Source organism: Devosia riboflavina, assembly GCF_000743575.1.
Lineage (GTDB): Bacteria > Pseudomonadota > Alphaproteobacteria > Rhizobiales > Devosiaceae > Devosia > Devosia riboflavina.
On sequence record NZ_JQGC01000026.1, the window covers coordinates 61530 to 84402 of the forward strand.

The 22873-nt window shown below is 61.8% G+C and carries 22 protein-coding genes and 2 pseudogenes; 13 read left to right on the forward strand and 11 right to left on the reverse strand.

Annotated elements, in window-relative coordinates:
* Nucleotides 1–134 precede the first annotated feature (134 nt).
* Together gpmI and JP75_RS20495 are read right to left on the reverse strand one after the other, a co-directional pair.
* Nucleotides 135–1628 (reverse strand): 2,3-bisphosphoglycerate-independent phosphoglycerate mutase, encoded by a 1494-nt coding sequence (gene gpmI, locus JP75_RS20490; protein ID WP_035086489.1) that lies wholly within the window; start codon nt 1626–1628, stop codon nt 135–137.
* A gap of 152 nt (nt 1629–1780) precedes the next feature.
* Entirely contained in the window at nt 1781–1990 is a 210-nt protein-coding gene (locus JP75_RS20495) for a hypothetical protein (protein WP_035086491.1), read from the reverse strand.
* A gap of 120 nt (nt 1991–2110) precedes the next feature.
* Here JP75_RS20495 and JP75_RS20500 point away from each other — a divergent pair, with 120 nt between their 5' ends.
* Nucleotides 2111–2419: a PadR family transcriptional regulator gene (locus tag JP75_RS20500; RefSeq protein WP_035086534.1), complete on the forward strand. Its 309-nt coding sequence runs from the start codon at nt 2111–2113 to the stop codon at nt 2417–2419.
* On the forward strand, nt 2394–3620 hold the full coding sequence (gene chrA, locus JP75_RS20505) for a chromate efflux transporter (protein ID WP_035086493.1): 1227 nt from the start codon (nt 2394–2396) through the stop codon (nt 3618–3620). The genes JP75_RS20500 and chrA (JP75_RS20505) overlap by 26 nt, the downstream gene beginning before the upstream one ends.
* Here chrA (JP75_RS20505) and JP75_RS20510 read toward each other — a convergent pair.
* The 3 genes and pseudogenes from JP75_RS20510 to JP75_RS27125 form a co-directional block, all read right to left on the reverse strand.
* On the reverse strand, nt 3607–4422 hold the full coding sequence (locus JP75_RS20510) for a phosphatase PAP2 family protein (RefSeq protein ID WP_051961021.1): 816 nt from the start codon (nt 4420–4422) through the stop codon (nt 3607–3609). The genes chrA (JP75_RS20505) and JP75_RS20510 overlap by 14 nt on opposite strands.
* Nucleotides 4423–4646: 224 nt before the next feature.
* Nucleotides 4647–4757 carry a hypothetical protein gene (locus JP75_RS27120; RefSeq protein WP_236021046.1) on the reverse strand — a complete coding sequence of 37 codons (111 nt, stop codon included), beginning with the start codon at nt 4755–4757 and terminating at the stop codon, nt 4647–4649.
* 65 nt (nt 4758–4822) lie between these two features.
* A pseudogene (locus tag JP75_RS27125) lies at nt 4823–5044 on the reverse strand (MBL fold metallo-hydrolase); the annotation flags it as partial.
* Between the two features lie 85 nt (nt 5045–5129).
* Between JP75_RS27125 and JP75_RS20520 the strand changes: the two are divergent.
* Nucleotides 5130–5792: an ArsR/SmtB family transcription factor gene (locus tag JP75_RS20520; RefSeq protein ID WP_035086497.1), complete on the forward strand. Its 663-nt coding sequence runs from the start codon at nt 5130–5132 to the stop codon at nt 5790–5792.
* 22 nt (nt 5793–5814) lie between these two features.
* Nucleotides 5815–6999, forward strand: coding sequence for an MFS transporter (locus JP75_RS20525; RefSeq protein ID WP_035086500.1), 1185 nt, complete (start codon nt 5815–5817; stop codon nt 6997–6999).
* Nucleotides 7000–7005: 6 nt separating this feature from the next.
* Here the strand turns inward: JP75_RS20525 and JP75_RS27245 are convergent, their stop codons facing one another.
* A complete protein-coding gene (locus JP75_RS27245; RefSeq protein WP_407931798.1) occupies nt 7006–7107 on the reverse strand; it encodes a hypothetical protein in 102 nt (33 codons plus the stop codon).
* A gap of 387 nt (nt 7108–7494) precedes the next feature.
* Between JP75_RS27245 and JP75_RS20530 the strand changes: the two genes are divergently transcribed.
* Nucleotides 7495–8316: a chromate resistance protein ChrB domain-containing protein gene (locus JP75_RS20530; protein ID WP_035086502.1), complete on the forward strand. Its 822-nt coding sequence runs from the start codon at nt 7495–7497 to the stop codon at nt 8314–8316.
* Nucleotides 8316–9683, forward strand: coding sequence for a chromate efflux transporter (chrA, locus tag JP75_RS20535; protein ID WP_035086504.1), 1368 nt, complete (start codon nt 8316–8318; stop codon nt 9681–9683). Before JP75_RS20530 ends, chrA (JP75_RS20535) begins: the two co-directional genes overlap by 1 nt.
* A gap of 333 nt (nt 9684–10016) precedes the next feature.
* Here chrA (JP75_RS20535) and JP75_RS20540 read toward each other — a convergent pair whose 3' ends face one another.
* Nucleotides 10017–10649, reverse strand: coding sequence for a tyrosine-type recombinase/integrase (locus tag JP75_RS20540; protein WP_035086506.1), 633 nt, complete (start codon nt 10647–10649; stop codon nt 10017–10019).
* A gap of 417 nt (nt 10650–11066) precedes the next feature.
* Here JP75_RS20540 and JP75_RS20545 point away from each other — a divergent pair, with 417 nt between their 5' ends.
* From JP75_RS20545 to JP75_RS20580, 7 genes are read left to right on the forward strand one after another with little or no spacing between them, the layout of a single operon-like run.
* Nucleotides 11067–12422, forward strand: coding sequence for an ABC transporter substrate-binding protein (locus JP75_RS20545; protein WP_035086508.1), 1356 nt, complete (start codon nt 11067–11069; stop codon nt 12420–12422).
* Nucleotides 12423–12478: 56 nt separating this feature from the next.
* Nucleotides 12479–13792 carry a carbohydrate ABC transporter permease gene (locus tag JP75_RS20550; RefSeq protein WP_035086510.1) on the forward strand — a complete coding sequence of 438 codons (1314 nt, stop codon included), beginning with the start codon at nt 12479–12481 and terminating at the stop codon, nt 13790–13792.
* Nucleotides 13793–13800: 8 nt separating this feature from the next.
* Nucleotides 13801–14625: a carbohydrate ABC transporter permease gene (locus JP75_RS20555; protein WP_035086538.1), complete on the forward strand. Its 825-nt coding sequence runs from the start codon at nt 13801–13803 to the stop codon at nt 14623–14625.
* Nucleotides 14625–15683 carry an ABC transporter ATP-binding protein gene (locus JP75_RS20560; RefSeq protein ID WP_035086513.1) on the forward strand — a complete coding sequence of 353 codons (1059 nt, stop codon included), beginning with the start codon at nt 14625–14627 and terminating at the stop codon, nt 15681–15683. The genes JP75_RS20555 and JP75_RS20560 overlap by 1 nt, the downstream gene beginning before the upstream one ends.
* 6 nt (nt 15684–15689) lie before the next feature.
* The gene (locus tag JP75_RS27430; RefSeq protein ID WP_084587830.1) at nt 15690–17153 is read left to right on the forward strand and encodes a glycerophosphodiester phosphodiesterase family protein; all 1464 of its coding nucleotides are present in this window, start codon (nt 15690–15692) and stop codon (nt 17151–17153) included.
* Nucleotides 17150–18181: a LacI family DNA-binding transcriptional regulator gene (locus tag JP75_RS20575; RefSeq protein ID WP_035086515.1), complete on the forward strand. Its 1032-nt coding sequence runs from the start codon at nt 17150–17152 to the stop codon at nt 18179–18181. The genes JP75_RS27430 and JP75_RS20575 overlap by 4 nt, the downstream gene beginning before the upstream one ends.
* Before the next feature lie 11 nt (nt 18182–18192).
* Entirely contained in the window at nt 18193–19002 is an 810-nt protein-coding gene (locus JP75_RS20580; RefSeq protein ID WP_035086518.1) for an inositol monophosphatase family protein, read from the forward strand.
* 19 nt (nt 19003–19021) lie between these two features.
* Here JP75_RS20580 and JP75_RS27140 read toward each other — a convergent pair whose 3' ends face one another.
* From JP75_RS27140 to JP75_RS20590, 4 genes and pseudogenes are all read right to left on the reverse strand, one after another.
* On the reverse strand, nt 19022–19447 hold the full coding sequence (locus JP75_RS27140) for an oligopeptide/dipeptide ABC transporter ATP-binding protein (protein ID WP_341872293.1): 426 nt from the start codon (nt 19445–19447) through the stop codon (nt 19022–19024).
* Between the two features lie 51 nt (nt 19448–19498).
* Nucleotides 19499–20143, reverse strand: a pseudogene (locus tag JP75_RS27145) (ATP-binding cassette domain-containing protein); the annotation flags it as partial.
* 532 nt (nt 20144–20675) lie between these two features.
* Nucleotides 20676–21023: a hypothetical protein gene (locus JP75_RS26360; RefSeq protein WP_152565935.1), complete on the reverse strand. Its 348-nt coding sequence runs from the start codon at nt 21021–21023 to the stop codon at nt 20676–20678.
* 162 nt (nt 21024–21185) lie between these two features.
* Nucleotides 21186–22873, reverse strand: a 1688-nt coding sequence (locus JP75_RS20590; protein WP_210165358.1) for a PIN domain-containing protein, incomplete at its 5' end; no start/stop codon positions are given.

Below are 22873 nucleotides of genomic sequence, written 5' to 3' on the forward strand. Positions count from 1 at the left end.
TATGACGAGGTCCCAAAAACGTGGCAACCGAGTTTGCGTTAGGTCATCAACCTAGGTCGACGCCACCATTGGCTCCCGGACTGTTCCGCAACGCAGCCGGCGCGACTCCATGCGAGCGCTGGTTCTACCGGATGTCACGCTAGCAGCGATGTCCCCGACATCTCCTGCGGCTTCTTCAGATCCATCAGCTGGATCAATGTCGGAGCCACGTCTGCCAAGCGGCCGCTGCGAAGCGACCGATGAGTGGTGTTATAGAGTATGGCCGGGACCGGATTAGTGGTGTGCGCAGTGTGGGGCCCGCCGGTGAGGGGATCACGCATCTGCTCGCAATTGCCATGATCGGCCGTCACCATCAGCACCCCATTGGCCGAATGGATCGCCTCCGCAATTCGCCCGAGTTGAAGATCGACCGCTTCGACCGCGGCGATTGCTGCCTCAAGATTGCCAGTGTGGCCGACCATGTCGGGGTTGGCGAAATTGACGATGATCAGATCGTAGCGTTTCGAGCCGATTGCCTCGACGGCACGATCGCCGACCATCGGGGCGGACATTTCAGGCTGCAGGTCATAGGTGGCGACTTTGGGCGAGTCGACAATGGTCCTCTCCTCGCCGACAAATGGCTCTTCCCTACCGCCGTTGAAGAAATAGGTGACGTGCGGATATTTCTCTGACTCGGCAAGTCGCAATTGCCTGCTTCCGCCGAGCGCCACGGTCTCGCCCAGTCCGTTGGCAATGGTTTGCGGCGCTAACAGCGGCTTCAGCCATGGGTCAAATTCATCCCCATAGTGCGTCATGCTGACGGCTGCCGATAGTTGCGGCGCCTGGCGCGTGAACCCGTCGAAATCAGGAAGGAGCAGCGCGGCCATCAACTGCTTGACACGATCTGCGCGGAAGTTGAAGCAAAGGACGGCGTCCCCGTCCTTGATGCCACCGAATTTACCGATAACCGACGCAGGCACAAACTCGTCGGTGACAGAGTTCGCATAGGCCGCGTCAACGGCTTCCTGCGCCGTAGCGCTATTCTGCCCACGGCCCGTGACGATCGCGTCATAAGCTTGCTGTAGCCGCTCCCAACGCTGGTCACGGTCCATTACCCAATAGCGGCCGGTCACTGTGGCGATATCTACGCCGGGTGGCAGGGCGGCGTCGATCTCGGCCAAATAGCCTGCTGCAGCCTCGGGCGGGGTATCGCGCCCGTCCGTAAAGGCGTGAATCACCGTTGGAACGCCGGATTGCTGCAATACTCGGGCAAGGGCCACTGCATGGTCCTGATGCGAATGCACGCCGCCGGGCGAAACCAGCCCCATCAGATGACAGGTCCCGCCGCTTGCCTTGAGCGCCGCTGGCAGCCCCGAGGCCATGACGGCGCCCGCCAGCGTTCCGTCCTCAATTGCCTTTGTGATGCGGACCAGATCCTGCAGGACGACTCGGCCTGCTCCGATGTTGAGGTGGCCGACTTCGGAATTGCCCATCTGGCCATCCAGAAGCCCGACATCCAGGCCAGATGTTGCAAGGAAACTGCGCGGACAGCTTTCCCACAGGCGATCAAAATGTGGTGTGTGGGCAAGCCGCACCGCGTTGTCGGCGCTCTCTTCACGCCAGCCCCAGCCATCGAGGATAGCTAGCATTACTGGCTTAGGAGCTACGTTCAATTCTCCCGGCACCCAAAGACCTCGCTCTGTTGATTGGCTATTGTCGCCCACCATATTGCAGCGACCGAACAAGGAAATTTGCTGCAGACGCGCCTGCCGCCAGTGTCACCGTACCTCCACCATTTCGTCTATCGCCAGGCGCTTTCGTTCTTGCTTTCGTAGTCGCTAAACGCCTTCTTGATGCCGCCCAATACCTCGGCCGACGTCTCGAACATGGCTTTGAGCTGCGGCTCATCAACCTTCTCAATGTCCTGGCGCAGGTGGTCCATCAGCTCCTGAAGGCGCTGCTGCATCTGTTGGGTTTGGTGGCGTGGATCGCGGTCTGTTTCGCTGGCCATGAAAGCCTCCTATGATTGCCGTGGACTCATCGCGCGATGAGTTGTCAGGATAACAACCTCTTCGTACAATCGGTTCCCGATATCGAGATTCGATTGTGTGGAACTCAATGCGATTGCAGCATGGAACACCAGGAACTGCTGGCAGGCTTCATCCGGATGCATATCCTGCATCATGCGGCGGAAGGGGATCTCTATGGTCACTGGATGATCGAGGAACTCGCCCATCACGGCTACAAAATCAGCCCGGGCACGCTTTATCCAATGCTGCACGCAATGGAGCGCAAGGGGTATCTCACGTCCAGGAGCGAGCGGGTCGGGCGGTCCGTGCGGCGGGTCTATCGCGCAACACCTTACGGCATCGAGGGCCTGCAAGCAGCTCGCGACAAGATCGGGGAGCTGTTTCATGAGGTCGGCAGTAGCAAATCCTGACACCACGGAAGGTACGTCCCGTGGCTCAGCAGGAGAGGTCTTTCGCGTTTTCCTGAAGCTGGGATTGACGTCGTTTGGTGGACCCATAGCCCATCTGGGTTACTTTCGCGACGAGCTGGTCACCCGGCGCAAATGGATCAGCGAGGAAGGCTATGCCGAACTCGTGGCGCTCTGCCAGTTCCTGCCTGGGCCGGCATCAAGCCAGGTAGGCTTTTCCCTGGGCCTGCTGCGGGGTGGACCGCTGGGCGCCTTGGCGGCCTGGTCAGCGTTCACCCTGCCTTCGGCTTTGCTCCTGCTGTTCTTTGCTTTTGGGGCAAGCTGGTTCGAAGGCAAGGTCGGCGCGGGCATTCTCCACGGCCTCAAACTGGTGGCTGTTGCCGTCGTGGCCCAGGCCGTCTGGGGCATGGCCAGGACCCTGGCTCCTGACCGCGAGCGGGCCGGCATCGCCCTGTTCGCCGTTCTGCTGGTCATCTTTGTCAGCGGATCCATCGGCCAGGTTGCGGCGATTGTCGGGGGTGGTCTCCTGGGGCTGTGGCTCTGCAGGGGGATGCCACCCAACCCAGTTGGTCACCCTGCATTCGGTGTGCCCAAGGCAGTGGGATGGTCGGCGCTTGCTGTGTTCTTCATCCTGCTGGTCGGGCTTCCGGTCGTCGAGGCTCTTGCATCCTCGCAATCCCTATCCCTCTTCGACGCCTTCTATCGGGCCGGCGCACTGGTGTTTGGTGGTGGCCACGTGGTCTTGCCGCTCCTCGAAACCGAAGTGGTGCGAACCGGCTGGGTGTCGAGCGATGCCTTCCTGGCCGGATATGGCGCGGCCCAGGCCGTTCCGGGTCCGCTCTTCACCTTCGCCGCCTATCTCGGCGCTGTAATGCAACCTGAGCCCGCGGGCCCAATGGGCGCTGCTATAGCCTTGGTGGCGGTGTTCCTCCCGGGTCTATTGCTGGTGGTCGGTGCCCTGCCGTTCTGGGATGCATTCCGCACCAGGCCAGTCGCGCAAGCGGCGATGCGCGGTGCCAATGCCGCGGTCGTTGGCGTCCTGGGAGCAGCTCTTTACAATCCGGTCTGGACCAGCGCCGTGCTCACACCCGCCGACTTTGCTCTGGCCCTTGCCGGCTTCCTGCTGCTGACTGTGTGGAAAACCGCCCCGTGGATTGTGGTTGTTTTGCTCGGCCTAGGTGGAGCGCTGCTTACGCTGATCTGAGGGCCGATCGACGGAAGAACCGGGCCGGGGCAAACCGTGTTCGCCTCGGCCGCAGGCGGCCAAAATCATCATAGCGGAACATCAGGCCACGACGGGCGAAGACATGCGCAAGCCAATATGTGAAGGCCGCGCCAACCGCCCAACCCATCAGCGTGTCGCTCATCCAATGCATGCCGACCAGTTGCCGGGACACGCAGATAAGAACGCCTGCGGTGACGAAGAGCGCCCGAAGGCGCGGAAAAACCAGCGCCAATGAAAGTGCCATTGCCGCAGCCGTTGCCGAATGCCCGGAGGGAAGTGCGGCGAAGTCGGAGTGCATCGCAAAGGGCTGGAATGAAAGGTAGCCTTCGCTGTCCAATAGGACCGGACGAGCCCGGCCTATTGCATATTTGAGCACCAGCGCCAGGAGGCCGCCACCCGCCACCGAGAGAAATATGAAAGCCGCCCCAGCGGTAACGGCGTTCAGTCCTGCTTTCACACGGCGTCTCAGAGAGATCACCGGGACCAGCGCGCTCAACAGGAGCAAGAGTCCGGTGGTGACCAACACCTCGACACCCTCGCCGAGGTCAGTGACGAAGTGTGCGATGGGCAGCAGGTCTTCTGGAAAGGACTGCATCCAGATACCGAGGGTGTAGTCACTTCCGGCCATCATGGCTGCAGCCGGCAGCGCCAGTAAAACGACTATAGGCCAGGGCCGTTCAAATAAGGCTCGGCCCGCTTTCGGCGGCATGGCCGGAGTGGCAAATAGCCTTTGGAAGCCAGCTCGGATACGACCGCTTCCACGGCTCTGCACCAATTCCATAGTCACCCTCCGTGGATATCAATCTGCGTGATAGCCGACCCTTGCGCCGGACCCAACATACCCATCAACAAATTGAAAGAGTGGTGCAGTGCGTTTGGACCCAGGTCCCCCTCGAAGTGCTACCGCGGGGAGACCCGTCATCTCATATCCCTGTTCGGACAACGGTCCCTTCTGGAATGTGAACTGCCAAGACCAAGCGCATAGCGGCAGGGCAAAGTGCGCGACTAAAAAACTAGGACCTTGTCGGCGGTCATTGATGCCGCCGCCAAGGCATCCATGGTGCTTCTGGCCGCTCCGTCGACGACATCGGCCTGAGCGAGACCCCTTGCGTCCAAGCAGCTTCCGCACAGCAGAACCTGTCCTTTGGCCGCCAGGACGCGCCAGCGAACAGCACATATTTGGCGCCGCTCGCCTCCGCCAGGATACGACCGGACGAGATGTGGTCGGCATGGATATGCGTATCGATCACGTAGAGTATCTTCATGCCGGTGGTGGCGGCAGCTTCGAGATAAGGCTCGACGGGGCCGATTGGATCGATCACCGCCGCTGATGCCTTGCCGCCGCAGCCCAGAAGATAGGACGCCCCTACGGGATCGAAGTGTAGAAACTGGCGCAGGATCATGATGGCACTCCGTTGGATCAACCCTTGTGGATGGATCTGTGTTGGTATATTCAATATTTCAATTGAATGATTGAGCAATGATCTGATGTCAAGTCCTTCACCGAAGCTCGCCCTGTTTAAGCAGTTCGCCCTGGTCGCCAAGACGCTGGGTCACCCCCAACGGCTCGAGCTGATCGAACAACTCGGCCAGGGGCCGCGCAGCGTCGATCTGCTCGCAGAAAAGCTTGGGGCGCCCATCGCAAATGTCTCGCAGCACCTGCAGACCATGCGGCGGGCGGGGCTGGTCGCAGCGGAGCGGCAGGGAAAGTTCGTGGTCTACAGGCTGGCTGACGACAGTGTCCTGGCGGCCATGAAGGCGATCCGGCGGGTGGCAGAGAACAATCTGGCCGAAGTGGACAAGATTGTCCGGGGCTATTTCGAAGAGCGCGATAGCCTCGAGCCGGTCACCCGCGAGGAGCTGAGCGGTCGCCTGCGCGACGGTATGGTCACCGTGCTCGACGTCCGTCCTGCCGACGAATTCGAGCTGGGCCATGTGCCCGGAGCGTTGAACGTGCCGCTCTCCGAACTCGACGCCCGCCTGGCGACGCTCGACCCCGAAAAGGACATCGTCGCCTACTGCCGTGGAGCATACTGCGTCATGTCTTTTGAGGCTGTGTCGCGCCTTCGGGCACAAGGGTTCAGTGCCCGGCGCCTTGAAGACGGCATGCCCGAATGGGTGGCGGCGGGCAATGCCGTCGCGTCGTCATAGTTGGGACCGAGGAACCGCAACCATGCAGCCCATGCACCGACAAGTCTTCCTGCTGGCAACCGCGCAGGCCCTGTTCCAGATCGTCTCCGTCCTGGTGATGACCATCGGCGGCCTTGCTGGCAGCATTCTGGCGCCATCGCCCGAACTCGCCACCGCTCCCATCGCAGCCATGTTCCTGGGCACGGCGGTATCGACCGTTCCCGCCTCGATGTGGATGACACGTGTGGGTCGCAAGATCGGCTTCGTCTCCGGAGCAAGCCTGGGCACATTAGGCGGCCTGCTGGCAGCCGGTGGGATGATGACCTCGTCGATCGCGCTGCTGTGCGCCGGCACGTTCCTGGCGGGATGCTACCAGGGCTTCGCGCAGTTTTATCGTTTCGCTGCCGGTGAAGTGGCGGACGATCGTTTCCGGCCCCGGGCCATCTCGCTTGTGCTTGCTGGCGGAGTGGTTGCAGCCCTGGTCGGTCCGCTGCTGGCCCGGTGGGGCGGCGAACTGATGCAGCCAATGTACACCGCTTCATTTCTGTTCCTAGCGGCAACGTCGGCCATCGCAGTCGGCGTGCTGATGGGGGTGAACGTCCCGAGGACAGTGGATACTGCCGATGAGCGTGCTGCGGTCCGGCCCCTCGGCGATATCGTGCGCCAGCCAACGTATTTGGTAGCCCTCTTCGGCGCGGTCACCGGCTATGGCATCATGATCCTGGCGATGACTGCCACTCCCCTGGCGATGACACACCACGACCACGACCTGACAGCGACTGCGACGGTCATCCAACTCCACGTGCTCGGCATGTTTCTGCCGTCGTTTTTCACCGGATCGTTGATCGCGCGGTTCGGTGTCTTGCGGATAATGCTTGCTGGCATCGTCCTGCTCACCGCTCACGTGCTGCTCGCTCTGTCGGGGACCGGGTTCTACAACTTCACCGCCGCGTTGATCCTTCTCGGCGTGGGCTGGAACTTTCTCTATATCGGTGGCACGAACCTGCTGACCCGGACCTACACGACAGCCGAGAAAGGTAAGGCGCAAGCGACCAACGACCTCACCATCTTTGTCGTGGGGTTGGCGGCATCGCTCAGCGCCGGGGTGCTGCAGAACACCATCGGCTGGCAGGCGTTGAACGTATGGCTTCTGCCCTGGCTGGCTGCGGCGGCGGCAGCGATCCTCTGGCTGCAGATGTCCCCGAGGGGCGCCGCCGTTCGCGCCTGAGCGGGCTCAGCCCCTCGGCGCAAATACAATGATGGCGGCGGCGACCAACGCCAGTGCTCCGCCAATCAGGTCCCAGCGATCCGGGGCATGCCCCTCCGCCAACGACAACCAAAGCAGCGACGGTGGGGGAATGCCGCCTCATCGAGACACTAAGTCCGCATGTTGGGACAATCGCTAATAGGCACGCGCTGCCTGTCGTCGCGGCTGCACTCGCGGACAGACGGCTTCTAGGAGGTCGCCAGGGCCGATCAAGGGGCCTGAATGGGGCGCGATGCCGCTCGGCTGCTGCCGACACCATCTCTGTCGCCAAACAGTTCTCATTTCTCGCTCGGGCAGCTGCCATACGGTGGAGGCGATCTGTGTTTTTGGCTGCTATGCCATGTTGACGATCAGCCCCGGATGTCGGTAATTGCAGCCCATGGGGATTGCGAGCTCCCCACGAGGCGCCAGCTGAAGATCGCGTTCCTTTTCAACCCCGGCGACGGAGGAACGCAAATGCCTGCGCCCAATGCCATTTCATCCGACAAACTCACCCGCATCATCGGAACCCCGCGCGCACCCCACGTGTTCGATGTGCGGTCGGAAGAAGATTTCGCGGCCGATCCCAGGTTGCTCCCCGGTGCCATGCGGGTAGATGACCAGGCCCTTGCCGCCCTTGCGGAACAACTCGGCGGGCAGCCGTCGATCGCAGTTTGTCAGACCGGTCACAGGCGCAGTCAGGGCACTGCCGCCTTGCTTCGCGCCGAAGGTTGCCCGTCCGAATATCTCGAGGGCGGGTTCGAGGCCTGGCGCTCTGCCGGGCAGTCGCTGATCGATCCGGCGAAGCTGCCTGCGCGCGACGCGCAGGGCCGCACCATGTGGGTCACGCGCTCGCGGCCCAAGATCGACCGCATTGCGTGCCCCTGGGTGATCCGTCGCTTTCTCGACCCACGCGCCGTCATCCTGTTCGTGGCGCCCGCCGAGGTGGTGGGTGTCGCCGAACGCTACAATGCGGCGCCCTTCGACATCGAGGATGTGTTCTGGAGCCACCGAGGCGAGCTCTGCACATTCGACGTGATTCTGGCCGAATTTGGCTTGAGCATTCCCGCCCTCGATCGGCTCGCAGCCATCGTGCGCGGGGCCGATACAGCTCGGTTGGATATTGCGCCCGAGGCGGCAGGGCTTCTTGCCGCTTCACTCGGTCTGTCGAGGATGTATTCCGACGATCTGGAACAGCTCGAAGCCGGGATGCTTCTATACGACGCCTTCTATCGATGGGCGCGGGATGCCAGCGACGAGACTCACAACTGGCCATCCAACAAGCCGAAGGCAGAATGATGCAGGACAGGACGTACCCCACCCTGGCGGAGGCTACCCGTATCTGGGCCCGCATTGGCCTGCTGAGCTTTGGCGGTCCAGCAGGCCAGATCGCGCTCATGCACCGCATCCTCGTCGAAGAGCAGCGCTGGCTGGGTGAGAAACGGTTCCTTCACGCGCTCAACTACTGCATGCTGCTGCCGGGACCGGAAGCCATGCAACTCGCCGTCTATATCGGCTGGCTGATGCATCGCACCCTCGGCGGCATCATCGCGGGCGTCCTCTTCGTGCTGCCCGGCGTCGCGGCGATCATGGCGCTGAGCTGGATCTATGCGCTCTACGGCAATGTCGGCCCGGTCGAGGCGCTGTTCTTCGGGCTCAAGGCCGCGGTGCTGGCCATCGTGGTGCAGGCGGTCATTCGCATCGGCTCGCGTGCGCTCAAGAGCGGGGCGATGGTCGCCATCGCCGCCGCCTCCTTCGTGACGATCTTCGGTTTCGCCATTCCGTTCCCGCTCATCATCCTCGTTGCAGGCCTGATCGGTTTTTTTGGCGCGCGTGCGGGTCTGCCAGCATTCCATGGTGGCGGCGGACACGGCAAGGTGGGTAGCGTCCAGGTCGATGACGCCGATACCCTGCTGGGCGAAGAGTCGCCGGATCACACGCAGGTCAACCGGGCTTGGGCGTTCCGCATATCGGCAGTGTTCCTCCTGCTCTGGCTGGCTCCTGTCGCCCTGTTGTTCGCCGTGTTCGGTCCGGCCAATGTCTTTGCCCAGATCGCGGGCTTCTTCAGCGTCATGGCTGTGGTGACCTTCGGCGGCGCCTATGCGGTGCTGGCCTATGTCGCCCAAGAGGCGGTGCAGAACTACGGCTGGCTTGCTCCAGGCGAGATGCTGGACGGGCTCGGCATGGCCGAGACCACGCCCGGGCCACTTATCATGGTGACGCAGTTCGTGGGCTTCATGGGAGCCTTTCGCGATGCGGGCAGCATATCGCCCTTGATGGCGGGAACGCTGGGCGGGCTGCTGACGACATGGGTGACGTTCACACCCTGCTTCCTCTGGATATTCCTAGGTGCCCCGTTCATCGAGCGCTTGCGAGACAACAAAGTGCTAACAGCAGCCCTGACCGCGATCACGGCCGCCGTCGTGGGTGTCATCCTGAACCTTGCCGTCTGGTTTGGCCTGCACGTCATCTTCGAGGAAGTCAGGACAATCACGACCTTCGTCCTCCATCTCGATGTGCCCGTCTGGTCGTCGATAAATCTGGCGGCTGCGGCACTGGTGCTGGCCGCGCTTGTCGCGGTGTTTCGCTTCAAGATTGGGCCCGCTACTGTGCTGGCAGGCTGCGCGATAGCCGGTCTCGTATTGCACTTCGCTGGGATGGTGTAATTCATGATCCTTGATGATGGGGCATACTGCCTCTGGCTCATTGGGAGCCCTTACATCTGCCTAATCGAAGCGTCCGCGTATTGCCTTTAGGGCTTTCCACCCCATCACCCCGAAAAAATGCCGGCGGTCGACCGCGGCAGGAATGGCAGCTTACGGGAAACAGAAAACGCGGCGGGAATGACCGTTCTGGGGCGCATCGAAGATGGTCCGGATGTGCTCTTTGGTAGAGACGCGATCATGGGAATGCTGACCGTCCGGTTGCCGTTTTCGAACCAAGATCATTGACGGCGGTGTCCTCCTGTGCGGCCTCACCAACGGTGAGGCCGCTGATCGTCAGACTTCTGTGTGTTCCGCCAGTTCCAGTGCGTCCTCAACGTCGACGCCCAGATACCGAACCGTGTTTTCGATCTTGGTATGGCCCAGAAGGATCTGCACGGCACGGAGATTGCCGGTCGCCTTGTAGATGAGCGAGGCCTTGGTGCGCCGGAGCGAATGCGTACCATATTCCTCCTTGCGAAGACCGATGGCGGTCACCCACTCATCCACCAACCGGGCATATTGCCTGGTGCTCAGGTGGTCGTTCGGATCGGCTCGGCTTGGAAAGACAAAATCCTCAACCGAGCCCCCTCGCCTTTCGAGCCACGCCAACACACTTGTTCTGGCATCACTCGTGATCTCGAACTGCACCGGCCGGCCGGTCTTCTGCTGGGTCACCATCGCCCGGGCGCGAATCTCACGACCGGTCACCAGGGTGCCGATCTTGAGCTTGACCAGATCGCAACCGCGCAATTTGCTATCGATGGCGAGGTCAAACAGCGCTCGGTCGCGCATGCGACCCTCCCGATCCAGGAAGAACCGTATTGCCCAGATCTGCCGGACCTTGAGCGCCCGCTTGGCGCCGACCTGCCGACCGGCGTTCCACGCCGACCGACCTCTAGCGGCTGGGTCGTATTGTGAGATACCCATTTTCATTCTCCTTTGGCCAACATCGGCCAGTCGGGAGAACGATTGAGGCGAGCGGTTCGTCGGGCAGCGCAGTGCCGCCTCGCGAGAATGTCCCCTGCCCCGGATCCTTGCTCACCAGCGCCTTGAGGGGGGGGGGCCGGTTGCGGAATGTCGGGAAATATCTCAAACCGGCCAAGTGCAGACACGATGCCCGCCAACTGTGTGGGGCCCTTGCCGGACCATTTCGAGGGCGCATGCGTCACCCGAAGGACAGGTTCCGCAGACCTTGGCGCCCTATCCACGCGGGGAACGTCAAGGAACTCTATCGACCGCAGTTTTCTCGCGCTGCTGTAATTTGCCTGTCACAACGCCCCCGTAAAGACATGTTTGCACGCGCGTGCAACGACATTCATCCGACGCATTATCGGGGCTTCAAACATGATCTCTCTCAAGACGACAAAACTGCTCGCCACCACGGCAATGCTGCTCTCGGGCACCATGCTCGCCGCGCAGGCCGAGGATTATACCATCACCGTGTGGGCTGGCGGCACCGGCGACACCAGCAACTACCGCTACGACAATATCGTCCTGGCGGCCGACATTCTTGAGCGCGAAGCGGCCATTCGCGGCGAAGAGCTCAACATTACCGTCGAAACGCAGGCCTGGTCCGGCTGGGACGACTTCAAGCAGGCCGTAACCCTGGCAGCCGAAGCGGGCAATGCGCCCAATATCATCATCTCGGGACACGAAGATATCGGCCCATGGTCCCAGTCGGGCCTGCTGCGTCCGGTCGAGGACTATGTCGATTTCGACGCCTGGCCGCTCAACGCCATCTATCCGAACCTTTATGAGATCAGCAGCTATGACGGCGTCGTCTGGGGCATTCCGCAGGATGCCGAGTCGCGCCCGTTCTACTATTCGCGTGCCAACCTCAAGGCCATCGGCTGGACCGATGCCGATATCGAGGCCCTGCCCGGCAAGGTCGCCAGCGGCGAATACACGCTCTACAACATGATCGACGACGCCAAGAAGATGCAGGATGCCGGTGTGGTCGAAGCCGGCAAGGGCTTCCTGCCCCGCCCCAGCAACGGCCCTGACTACTGGCAGTTCTATATCAGCTTCGGCGGTGAAATGGTCGACGCGGAAACCGGCAAGCTTGTCCTCGACAAGCAGGCCATGACCGACATGTTCCAGTTCTTCGTCGATGCGGCTGATGCTGGCGTTGTGCCGGCGACCCATCTCGGTTCAACCTGGGATGCCTTCCACGAAGCCGTCGCCAACGATCAGGCCGGTTTCTGGCATGCCGGCACCTGGACGGTTTCGGAATGGAAGACCAAATGGGGCGTGGAAGACTTCTTCGGCCAGATGCAGTACAGCCTGATCCCTGCCGGCAACGAGAACGGCAAGGCCAATACCATCAGCCATCCGCTGGTCTACCTGCTCTCCAATGCCGGCACCGATGAGGATGCCGCCATCGCTGCGGAACTGATCACCATCGCTTCCGAGCCGCGCTTCAACGCGCTCCATGCAGTCAAGTCGGGCAAGGTCGCGCTGAGCGATGCCCAGGCCTCGATCCCGCTCTTTGCCAATGACCGCTGGGCCGGCATCGCCACCACCGAGCTGCTGCCGCACGCCACCGCCATCCCCAACGATGTCGAGTTCGGCCCCTACTGGACCGCGATGTACAAGAACCTCGAGGCCTCCTGGACCGGCACGATCTCGGTCGAAGACGCCGTCAATGCGCTGGAAGCCGAAGTCACTTCGGCCCTGGGCGACCAGATCATCGTCCGCTAACCGCCACTCTTCCCGGGGCGCCACCCGCGCCCCGGGTTCCGTTGGAGACTGCTCTCATGCGCACCCGAACCAGCCTGCTCGGCCTGGCCTTTGTCAGCCCGGCCCTTGCGCTGCTCTTTGCCTTCTTTCTCATGCCCGTGGTGCTGACGACCGTCTTCGCCTTCACCAATATGAGCACGTCCACCGGCATTACCGGCGGCTCTCATGTCATCACTGGCAACCTGCTGCGTGACCTGGGCAATGCCGGGGTCGATGACGACATCGTCGCTGCGCTGAGCGAAGGCAGCTTCTCGGTGACACCAGAAACGCTCGCGGCCGCTGCCGAGGCCGGTGTCGAACCTCGGTTCCTGGGCGAAATCGAATCCAGCCTGATGGGCCAGAGCTTCGAGGACGCAAGGAGCTTTGAATCCGCGCTCAAGGCCCTGCCCTCGCGCCCGACCCGCATCCGCGATCTCAAACTGGCTACAGAGCCCTTCGAACGCTCGATCCTCAATACCCGCTATTCCAGCCGTGCCGCGATGGAGACCGCCATTGCCAGCATGGTGCCCGATGCGCCGGTCGATACCGTCAGCGCCATCGCCGAAGCCAGCTATACCGGTTGGCGCTGGATTGATGGCGGCAATTTCCAGACCCTGCTGGACCGGCCGGAAACCATCCGCATTGTCCTCAACACCGTTTTCTATGTGGCTGCTACCCTCGCCTTCAACGTTTTTGTCGGGCTATTCCTGGCCATCACCACATTTTATCTGCCCAAGACCGGGGCCGGCTTTTTCAGCGTGCTCTGGTTGCTGCCGCGCATCACCCCGGTCGTGCTCTATGCTGTGATGTGGAAGTGGTTCACCTGGGACAATGGCTTTCTCTACGTCATCGCCGAACAGCTTGGCCTGCCCGCCTTCAACTACATGAAGGGCTCCGTGCCGACCGCCTGGGCCACGATCATCCTGGTCAACGGTTTTGTTGGCGCATCCTTTGGCATGATCCTGTTTTCCGGGGCCCTGCGGGCCATACCGGTGCAGCAGCTCTGGGCCAGTGAGGTCGACGGCGCCAGCCGCTGGCAGCAGATCAGGCGGATCATCCTGCCGCAATTGCGCTGGCCAATCCTGTTTGTCACCTCCTATCAGACCCTGTCCCTGCTCTCGTCCTATGAGCAGATCTGGCTGACCACCAATGGCGGCCCGGGCAGCACGACAACGGTCTGGGCCCTCGAAGCCTTCAATACCGCGCTCAACAACTATACCGGCAATCTCGAATACGGCATGGGCGCCGCCATGGCGCTGATCCTGGTCGCGGTCGGCCTGATCCTCTCCATTCTCTATCTGCGCATGTTCCGGTTCGACGAACTGGTCAACAAGCCGCGGATCGAATTCTAGGAGCTATGATGACCCGCAATTTCTCCGCCTGGCCTATCTATGCCTTGCTCGGCATTCTGAGTGCGCCACTGGCCATCATGTATCTCTTCCTCGTCATCGATACCTTCACCAATGCCCCGCCCGGCTCGCTCATTCCCAATGAGTTCACCTTCCACCACTGGCGCTTCCTCTGGGACCCGACGGTGACCGGTGACGTCTGGGGGCCGACGCTGACGACCTTCCTCTTCGCCACGTCCATGGTGGTGATCGTCCTCGCCATCTCCTCCACGGCCGGCTACGCCATTTCTCGGCTCAACCTGCCGTTCCGCCGGTTCTTCCTGTCCGGGATCATGGTGATGCACGCCTTCCCTTCGGTGACCCTGATCATCGGCGTGTTTCTCGTGCTGCAATATGCGGGGCTCTACAACACGCTGATCGGCGTGATCCTGGTCAAGGCCAGCCTCATGCTGCCTTTCGGCGTCTGGATCATGAAGGGCTTTTACGACCAGGTGCCCTGGGAGATCGAAATGGCCGGCGTGCAGGACGGGGCCAGCCGGTTCACCGTCTGGCGGCGCCTGATCCTGCCCCAGGTGACACCGGGCCTGCTTTCGCTCGGCATCTTTGCCTTCATCGATGGGTGGAGCGAGTTCATGCTGCCCCGGATCCTGGCCCCCTCGGCCAATTTCCAGGTGCTGTCCACCTATCTCAACGTGGTCTCGGACCCCAACTCCACCACTTACAACTTCAACCTCTTCAAGTCCGTCGGGCTCTACTACACCCTGCCGATCCTCGTGCTCTTCGTGGTGTTCCAGAACCGGCTGATGAACATTTTCGGCGGAGGCACGAAAGGCTGATGCAAGTCACCCTCAAGAATTTCACCAAGACTTTCGATGACACCACCGTCATCGACAGCATGAACCTGGCCGTCAATGACGGCGAGATGCTGGCTCTGCTCGGCCCCTCGGGCTGCGGCAAGTCGACCACGCTGTTTGCCATCTGCGGCATTCACCGCATCAATGGCGGCCAGATCCTGTTCGGCGACCGCGATGTCAGCGACGTGCCGAGCCAGAAGCGCAATGTGGGCGTCGTGTTCCAGAACTATGCGCTCTATCCGCATCTGACGGTGTTCGAGAACATCGCCTTCCCGCTTTCTGTGCGTGGCGACAGCAAGCCCGATATCGAGCGCGAAGTGCGTGCCATTGCCGCGCTCACGCATATCGAGGAACTGTTGGCGCGCCGGCCGGCGCAGCTCTCCGGCGGGCAACAGCAACGCGTTGCCCTTGCCCGCGCACTGGTGCGCAAGCCCGATGTCCTGCTGCTCGATGAACCGCTGGCCAATCTCGATGCCAAATTGCGCCTCGAGATGCGCTCCGAAATCCGCCGCATCCAGCTCGAAACCGGCATCACGGCCATCCTGGTCACGCATGACCAGGTCGAGGCCATGTCGATGTGCGATCGCATCGCCATCATGAACAAGGGCGAAATCCTGCAGATTGCCACGCCGACAGACATGTATCGGGCCCCGGTCAACAAGTTCGTGGCCGGTTTTCTGGGAAATCCACCCATCGTCATGCTCGAAGGCCGGACCAGCGGCGACGGTCGGTTCCTCGTCAAGGAGGGTACGAGCCTGCCCCTGCCCGCGCGTCTTGCCGGCATGCCGGGAGATACGCCGCTTAGCCTCGGCGTCCGCCCGGAGCATTTCGGCGCCGCTGGCGCCAATCGGGTCGAAGGCACGATTAGCTTTGTCGAGCCACAGGGGCGTGAGACTCTGTTCGACGTTACCCTCGACGATGGCGTTGTGTTGCGCTCAATTCAGCCGGCGCGAGATGATGTCGTGTTTGGGCAAAAGGTTGTCTGGCCGCTCGACGCGGAGAAACTGCTTGCCTTCGACGTATCCGGGCGGGCGGTCTAGTCCACCATGCGCAACACCATCCCTTTTCCGGCACGGCCGGATCGCCGACCGCTATGCATAGCCCATCGCGGTGCATCTCAGCATGCGCGCGAAAATACCCTCCAGGCCTTTCGGGTCGCCGCCGCCTTCGGCGCCGACATGTGGGAAATCGACGTGCAGCTCACCGCCGACAATCAGCCGGTGGTGTCGCATGACGCCGAGTTGATGCGTGTTTTTGGCGTTCCGGGGGTGATCGCAGAGATGACCCTGGTGCAGATTCGCCAGGCCGCACCCGACCTACCGACCCTTGACGAGGTCATCGCCTTGGCCGGGGAACTCGACCAGGCCCTCTATGTCGAGATCAAGGCCCGCGGCGCCGGGCGGATTGTCATGTCGCGTCTGAAGGCGGCCAGCTTCACGCGCGCCGGCCTGGGGAGTTTCGGCGTTGATGAGGTCCGCGATCTGGTCGCGGCCGATTGCCCCTATCCGGTCTCGATCCTGGTGCCGCTGGGCGCCGACCCCTTCGAGCGCGCCGAACAGTCGGGTGCAGATATCATCCATCTGTGCTGGGAGCGTGGCGGTGACCGGCCGCAGGACCTGGTGACACCCGACCTGCTGGCCAGAGCACGGCAACTCGGACTTGGCCTGGTGCTATGGCACGAGGAGCGCAAGGCGGTCCTCGATGACCTGCTCAAATTGCCGAGCCTGGGCATCTGCACCAACCAGCCCGAACTCCTGGGGGGCTGCGAGCGCGTCGACATCGGTGGCATGCAGATTGTCTGCCATCGCGGCGCCAATCGCTTTGCTCCCGAGAACACCATGGCGGCGGCCCGGATGATCTTCGACCAGGGCTGCGCTTATCTCGAACTCGATGTGCGCGAGAGTGCCGATGGCGAACTCGTCGTCATCCATGACCCTACGCTTGAGCGCACCACCAATGGCACCGGCAAGGTCGCCGACCATACGCTTGCCGCACTCCGCAATCTCGATGCCGGCGCCTGGTTCTCTCCGCAATTTGCCGGTCAGCGCATTCCGACCCTGGCCGAGATGATCACCCTCTGTCAGTCCTATGGTCGCCAGATCTATATCGAGAACAAATGCGCCGATCCGGCCAAGATACTTGCCCTGGTCGACACGATGGGTTTTGCCGAGCATTGCTTTCACTGGTCCGGCGATCATGCGTTGCAAGCCGGGATCAGGGCGCTTTCCCCCACGGCCCGCATCAAGTCGAATGGGGCGCGCTACAACTCGATGCAGGCGCTCAAGGATCATCTCGATCCTGCCATTATCGAAATCAGGGTCGAGACTTACGAACGCGATGCACCGGAGGCGCAGAGACTGAACATCGTGCCGATGCTGCAATATTTTGGGGATGACCCGAAAATATTCGAGAAGATCGTTGCCCTGCGCCCACCCATGATCAATCTCGACAGGGCAGATCTATTGCTTGCCGCATTCCGCAGGCAGGCCGGGCTGGACAATTGGGCATGAGCAACGACGAGCGGGCCAACCGCGTACCGACTTCAGATGATGTCGCCCTCTTGGCCGGCGTCTCGCGTTCGGCCGTTTCCCGAACGTTCACTGCCGGTGCCAGCGTTGCCCCGGCGACGCGCGAAAAGGTCATCTCCGCTGCCAAGACGCTCGGCTACCGTGTCAATTTCCTGGCCCGCGGCCTGTCGCAACAGCGGACCAATCTGGTTGCGCTGATCGTCTCGGACATGGACAATTCGCTTCGGGCCCGCACTGTGGACCATCTGGCGCGCGGCCTCGCCACGCTCGGTTTCCGGCCGCTGCTGCTGCCGACGGAGCCGGGTGAGGATGTGGGCTACCTCATCGACATGATGCTCAATTACAATGTGAATGGCACAATCGTGACCTCGGACACGCCGCCGGCCGAGATTGCGCAGGAATGCGCCGCCTATGGCGTGCCGCTGGTCCTGATCAACAAGCCCGAAGTGGGCACGCATGTTTCCAATGTCTCCATCGATACGGCCACTGCCGGCCGCCTGGCGGCGGAAGAGCTGGCCAGGGTCGGCTGCAAGCGCATCGCCATTGCCAGCCAGCGCCGCGCCTCTCACACGATTGCCCAGCGCAAGGCCGCCTTCATTGCCACCGCGCGTTCGCTCGGGCTCGATATTGTCGGCGATTTTCAGGGCAGCGTTCAAAATTACGGTGGCGGCGCAGAGGCCGCCGAAGCCTTCATTGCCAGTTGCATCGAAGTGGATGGCGTCTATTGCGTCAACGATTTCATGGCCTTGGGATTCCTGGACCAGTTGCGGCGGCTGAGCGACTTGCGCGTGCCCGAAGACATCAAGCTCGTTGCCTGCGACGACATCGCCGAGGCAGCCTGGCAAAGCTATGACATCACCTCGATCCGGCAAGATCCCAAGGCCGTCGCCGATGCGGCCATTGCGGCTCTTTCCAAACGCATCGAGGAACCCGAAGCGGCGCAGCCGCATGTCATTATCCCGGTGACTCTCATCCGCCGCAGAACCACCGGCGCCTCCGACCCAATTTAGCAAGTATCAAGATGACCGACACAGTGCGCGAACGCGCCGACCGCCTCAGCGCGGCCAAGACCATTATCCGCCAGGCCGGGGCAGTCGCCCTGGACTATTTCGAGCGCTACGACATGCTCGAAGTCCAGAGCAAGCGCACCGCCCAGGACCTGTTCAGCGAAGCTGATACCAATGTCGAACGCCTGATCCGCACCGCCATTGCCGAACAGTTTCCCTGCGATGGCCTGGTGGGGGAGGAATATGGCAAGCAGGAGGGCACCAGCACCTGGCAATGGGTGATCGACCCCATCGACGGCACAAGCTGCTTCCTCCACGGTCTGCCGACATGGTGCGTCGTGATTGCGGTGCTCGAAAACGGTGTGCCGGTGCTCGGCCTGACCTATGATGCCTGTCGCGATCACCTCTACTGGGCGGCATTGGGCGAAGGGGCCTGGCGCAACGACGCCCGTATCAGGGTCCATCCGCGCGCGGTCATTGCCGACGGCCTCACCGCCATCGGCGGCAGCAATGCCGTCTACAGCGCGCAACTGGGCGGCATCATCGAGCGCCTCCTGGCGGCCGGCGGCTCTTACATGCGCAATGGCTCGACGGCGCTCACCCTGGCCCATGTCGCGGCAGGTCACTATGTGGGCTACTTCCAGCCGCTGCTCAATTCCTGGGATTGCCTGGCCGGACTGTTGCTGGTTTCCGAGGCCGGCGGCGTCACCAAGGACTTCATGGCCGATACCGGCCTTTATGGACGGGGCGACGTTTTCGCCTGTGCGCCGCAAGTTGCGACCGAGCTGGAGGAGATCGTCGGCAGCACGGCGTCGCCCCGATAATTGCTGCAGGCGCCACCCTTCAGGCGGGCTCGAGCGCGCGCTCCCTGTGCACAGCCCGCAAACTCAGCTCGTCGGCCCGGATGCAGGCGTAGCTGTGCTCCGGCGTCCCGGCCATTGGCGGCGGCGTCTCCCGGCAGGCAGGAAGCGCATAGCGGCATCGGTCGGCAAAGGCGCATCCCGGCTGCTTATGGGCAGGATCGGGCACGTGTCCCTCAAGGCGGATGCGCCCTGCCCCGCCGCGTTGGTGACGTCCGGGAATGGCGGCGAGCAGGGCCTCGGTATAGGGATGGCGCGGCGCCCTGAAAATCGCCTCGGTCGGCCCGATTTCGACAATCCGTCCCGCATACATCACCGCCACGCGGTCGCTGATATTGGCGACGACGCCCAGGTCATGGCTGACGAAGAGATAGGTCAGCCCAAGTTCGGCCTGCAGCTCGCGCATCATATTGATGATCTGGGTCTGCACCGACACATCGAGCGCCGAGACCGCTTCATCGGCAATCACCAATTGCGGATTGGACGCCAGCGCCCGTGCAATGGCGATCCGCTGGCGCTGACCGCCGGAAAAGGCATGGGGATAGCGCTCGGCATAGTCTGGGCTCAGTCCCACCCGCGACAGCAGATGCTACACCCGCGCCTCGATCTCCGCCTTGCCCACGCCATTGACCTGCAGCACTTCCCCGATGATGTCGCGCACCCGCATGCGCGGATTGAGCGAGCCCGTTGGGTCCTGGAACACCATGCGGATCTCGGTCTTGAGCCGCCGCGCCACCGCTCCCCGCGCCTGGCGCAGATCGACCGCAGCGCCATCCCTGGGCACATACTGCAGGTCGCCGCCATCGGCCGGATGCAGGCCCACGATGGTCTGGCCGAGCGTCGATTTCCTACATCCGCTCTCGCCCACCAGCCCCAGCGTCTCGCCGGCAAAAAGTGCGAAGCTCACATCGTTGACGGCGTGGATGCTCCCGATCCGGCGTTGGAAAAACCCGGCCCGCACCGGAAAGTGCTTGTTGAGATGGGAGACGCGCAACAGCGGCCGATCCGCAAACGGACGAACGGCGATCGGCGCTGATTTGCTCCGCTCCCGGTGCCGCGGCGCCGCAAAGCGGTCCGCCTCAGCCCCATAGGCATGGCAGGCCACAACCCGGCCTGGCGCAGTCGCCAGACTGGCCGGCTCGATACCCGATCGTTCTCGAGGCAATCAACTCAAGCTCAAAAAGCGGCAGCTATTGGCGTTCGCCAGCGGCGCCACCAATGGCCGGAATTGGGCGCTGAGCAGTCTGATTGTCATCGTCGAGATTTGGCGGGCACCGTTGGCGAAAATCCCCGCAATACATTTCGAAGGCTATGAAGCTGCGATTGTGTACGACGCAGATCACTCAGTGTTATTTTCCTTAAGCCCGCATCGTGGGTCCTGCAGGTGACATACGGCTCGAAGTCTGCCTCCCAGGGATCGCTGTGGGCAGACGCGAGCCCATGGGCAATGGCGTTCCGTACCGCGCGGGGTTCCGCGAGGTCCCGCAGGAAAGTTTTCAATGGGTCCGTCGCCACCTCGGGGGAGACATGGCGCCAATTTACTCTGGCGTCGATCATTTCGCCTTCGAGCCAACCCCAGACTACAAGGGTTATGCCTATCTCGGCATGCAGATCTTTGAGTGTAGGTCCAAGCTTGGTCACGGGATCCAAACAGTCCAGATGAGTGCAGCTGCAAGTGCGGAAACAGAAACAATCACAGAGGCCCAGATAGCCGCATCGACAATCCGCTCCCGCATGCGCCGGTCGTACAGATCGGTAACGGGTGAAGGTTGGGATATTTCCTTTGGTGGATTAGCCGCGATGCCACCATGCACTTTGTCCTCATCGAGCAATGCATGTAATGGCATATTGCGCGCGCTGACATGTAGACGAATAACGGCATTTAGGCGGAACCGCGCAGGTGGGTCGCCCCACTTCAGCCGTCGGAAAGCAAACACGTTGCCGTCCGAACGCTGAGCCTGACGCCTTGCCTGGTCTGCCATCATGAAAGACTGCAAAGAGCTCACAAGTTTGTCTACGTCAGGCTGTCGGGACGATTAATCAGAGCTTGCTTGAAGGGACGGGGCGCAAAGTGGTCCCGTGGTGTCCTTTCACCCTAGAGGTTTGGTAACCCCGGACCACGCCGCAACATGCCGACCGGGTAAAGGTCACGTCGGTTCGACATTACCTGCAGCTGTCGGGCAAGTGCATGCTCGGTCTGTCACTGCAAATTCGTCCTGCAACGCCTGGGAAAACCTTTCGGGCACCAATGCCAGCCTGTCGCGCAAGTACCGGTGAAACGGGTCAGACGACGGATTCGGCGCCGTGCGCAAGGCAGCGGTCAGCGTCGCCCCTTTCGCCAGGTCGCTGCTGCGCATGCGTACGGTAAGCGCGCCACGGGCGTCCGCACGATCGGCTACGACTAATATGATCAGCGAAGACGTAGCATCCTGTCGAAGCTCTTCGCAGCGCCAGGAAACCATGGTGCTACGACCTGATACGTCAGGAGCGTCCTGCGCGTAAAAGAGATCCGCACGCCTTTTCTCCCTCGACAGGTTAAACGAAGACGATGCAAGAGGCCCGAATGGCGCAGGCTCGTCCGGTGGCCGGATAAAATCGTCCCCAAGTTCCCGAAAGTCGTCTATTTCGAGGAAGCGGAGCGGCCCGGTCAACGAGGCTTCCAAATGAACCCTTTCGGCAGCACGATCGCCCTTGTTGCCGGCCAGCAGGCGCACGACCGCGATCGGCCCTTTGCGACCTAAAACGACGGGTAGACCGTTCGACCAAGCCTGCACCTGGGTGACGAACTCCCTGTAGCCGGTTCGGTAGTCATCGAGGTGAGCTGCCGTCACCTCGCCGATCCGGGCCGGGAGCGGCATGTTGAAGGGCCCGGTGCCCATCAGGGCGCTGGGATAGCGCGCCTCCAGCTCCCGCCGGGGTGTTTCTGGGAAAGCTGCAAAAATTGATCCGGCAACCCTCGCGGCACAATGAGGACAAATGACTTCGGGCGGATATTCCAGGGTGTAAGAAGCGCTTTCCCCGTTGCTGTCTGGGAATGCGATAAAAAGGTCCGGCTGGGGGTCGAGCTGGCGTTTGAGTTCCGCGATCTGCACATCTCGCTCGTCAGGCCCGTCGAGGCGTCTCCAGCTCGCTGGAGGTCTCACCACGGGCAGGCCGGCATGATGGGCGAGACGGATAGGCAATCCGTCATCGGACATGAAGATCAGGTTCTCGATATCCTGCGACATCCTGAAGGCTTCGGCGACGATTCGGTTGTCCGCGTCATCCAGATCGAACAGCTCTCCATCGAGATCCCTGGTCTTGAACAAGGGGCCAAACTCAAGCGTAACCAAAGGTTGCGAAGCGCGCAGCGTAATCGCCGCATAGTCGTTGCTTTCGAGACGAGCCGTCAGGCGGCTAAAGTCGGCGGCCCGTTTCCGCAGACGCCCGCTGCTAGACTTGTGGCTGTCCATCTCCGCGCTGACCTTAGTCGGAACAATAATTCGAACTGCGGAGGCACCAGGAACCAGTTCGGCCCAAGGCAGCTCACCTAAAGCACGAAATTCGATGAGGATGTTGGTGTCGACACAGAACGCGACGATATCCATCAGCGGCAGATCAGTATGGTTCGCCATTATGCCTTTACCGCATCCGACTCGGGTCCAGTTCTGGTCGGCAAGAAGTGCAGCTGAAAATCTTGCAGAAGAATGTCTGTGCTTCTGGCTTAATGCCAAAACCCAAGCCGCAGCAAGCTTCCAACATCGCGCCATTCGAATGGGGCGCGTTGCCGACTGGCAGCAGTCGACGCCATGCACGAACATGATGTAATCGTGGGAGCAGTGGCCACCAACGATGT

Excerpts from the sequence above, each read along its gene's own strand:
- gpmI (WP_035086489.1), bottom strand. The coding sequence starts at position 1,628 with ATGCTAGCTATCCTCGATGGCTGGGGCTGGCGTGAAGAGAGCGCCGAC.
- JP75_RS20495 (WP_035086491.1), bottom strand. The coding sequence starts at position 1,990 with ATGGCCAGCGAAACAGACCGCGATCCACGCCACCAAACCCAACAGATG.
- JP75_RS20500 (WP_035086534.1), top strand. The coding sequence starts at position 2,111 with ATGGAACACCAGGAACTGCTGGCAGGCTTCATCCGGATGCATATCCTG.
- chrA (WP_035086493.1), top strand. The coding sequence starts at position 2,394 with ATGAGGTCGGCAGTAGCAAATCCTGACACCACGGAAGGTACGTCCCGT.
- JP75_RS20510 (WP_051961021.1), bottom strand. The coding sequence starts at position 4,422 with ATGGAATTGGTGCAGAGCCGTGGAAGCGGTCGTATCCGAGCTGGCTTC.
- JP75_RS20520 (WP_035086497.1), top strand. The coding sequence starts at position 5,130 with ATGTCAAGTCCTTCACCGAAGCTCGCCCTGTTTAAGCAGTTCGCCCTG.
- JP75_RS20525 (WP_035086500.1), top strand. The coding sequence starts at position 5,815 with ATGCAGCCCATGCACCGACAAGTCTTCCTGCTGGCAACCGCGCAGGCC.
- JP75_RS20530 (WP_035086502.1), top strand. The coding sequence starts at position 7,495 with ATGCCTGCGCCCAATGCCATTTCATCCGACAAACTCACCCGCATCATC.
- chrA (WP_035086504.1), top strand. The coding sequence starts at position 8,316 with ATGCAGGACAGGACGTACCCCACCCTGGCGGAGGCTACCCGTATCTGG.
- JP75_RS20540 (WP_035086506.1), bottom strand. The coding sequence starts at position 10,649 with ATGGGTATCTCACAATACGACCCAGCCGCTAGAGGTCGGTCGGCGTGG.
- JP75_RS20545 (WP_035086508.1), top strand. The coding sequence starts at position 11,067 with ATGATCTCTCTCAAGACGACAAAACTGCTCGCCACCACGGCAATGCTG.
- JP75_RS20550 (WP_035086510.1), top strand. The coding sequence starts at position 12,479 with ATGCGCACCCGAACCAGCCTGCTCGGCCTGGCCTTTGTCAGCCCGGCC.
- JP75_RS20555 (WP_035086538.1), top strand. The coding sequence starts at position 13,801 with ATGACCCGCAATTTCTCCGCCTGGCCTATCTATGCCTTGCTCGGCATT.
- JP75_RS20560 (WP_035086513.1), top strand. The coding sequence starts at position 14,625 with ATGCAAGTCACCCTCAAGAATTTCACCAAGACTTTCGATGACACCACC.
- JP75_RS27430 (WP_084587830.1), top strand. The coding sequence starts at position 15,690 with ATGCGCAACACCATCCCTTTTCCGGCACGGCCGGATCGCCGACCGCTA.
- JP75_RS20575 (WP_035086515.1), top strand. The coding sequence starts at position 17,150 with ATGAGCAACGACGAGCGGGCCAACCGCGTACCGACTTCAGATGATGTC.
- JP75_RS20580 (WP_035086518.1), top strand. The coding sequence starts at position 18,193 with ATGACCGACACAGTGCGCGAACGCGCCGACCGCCTCAGCGCGGCCAAG.
- JP75_RS27140 (WP_341872293.1), bottom strand. The coding sequence starts at position 19,447 with ATGATGCGCGAGCTGCAGGCCGAACTTGGGCTGACCTATCTCTTCGTC.
- JP75_RS26360 (WP_152565935.1), bottom strand. The coding sequence starts at position 21,023 with ATGATGGCAGACCAGGCAAGGCGTCAGGCTCAGCGTTCGGACGGCAAC.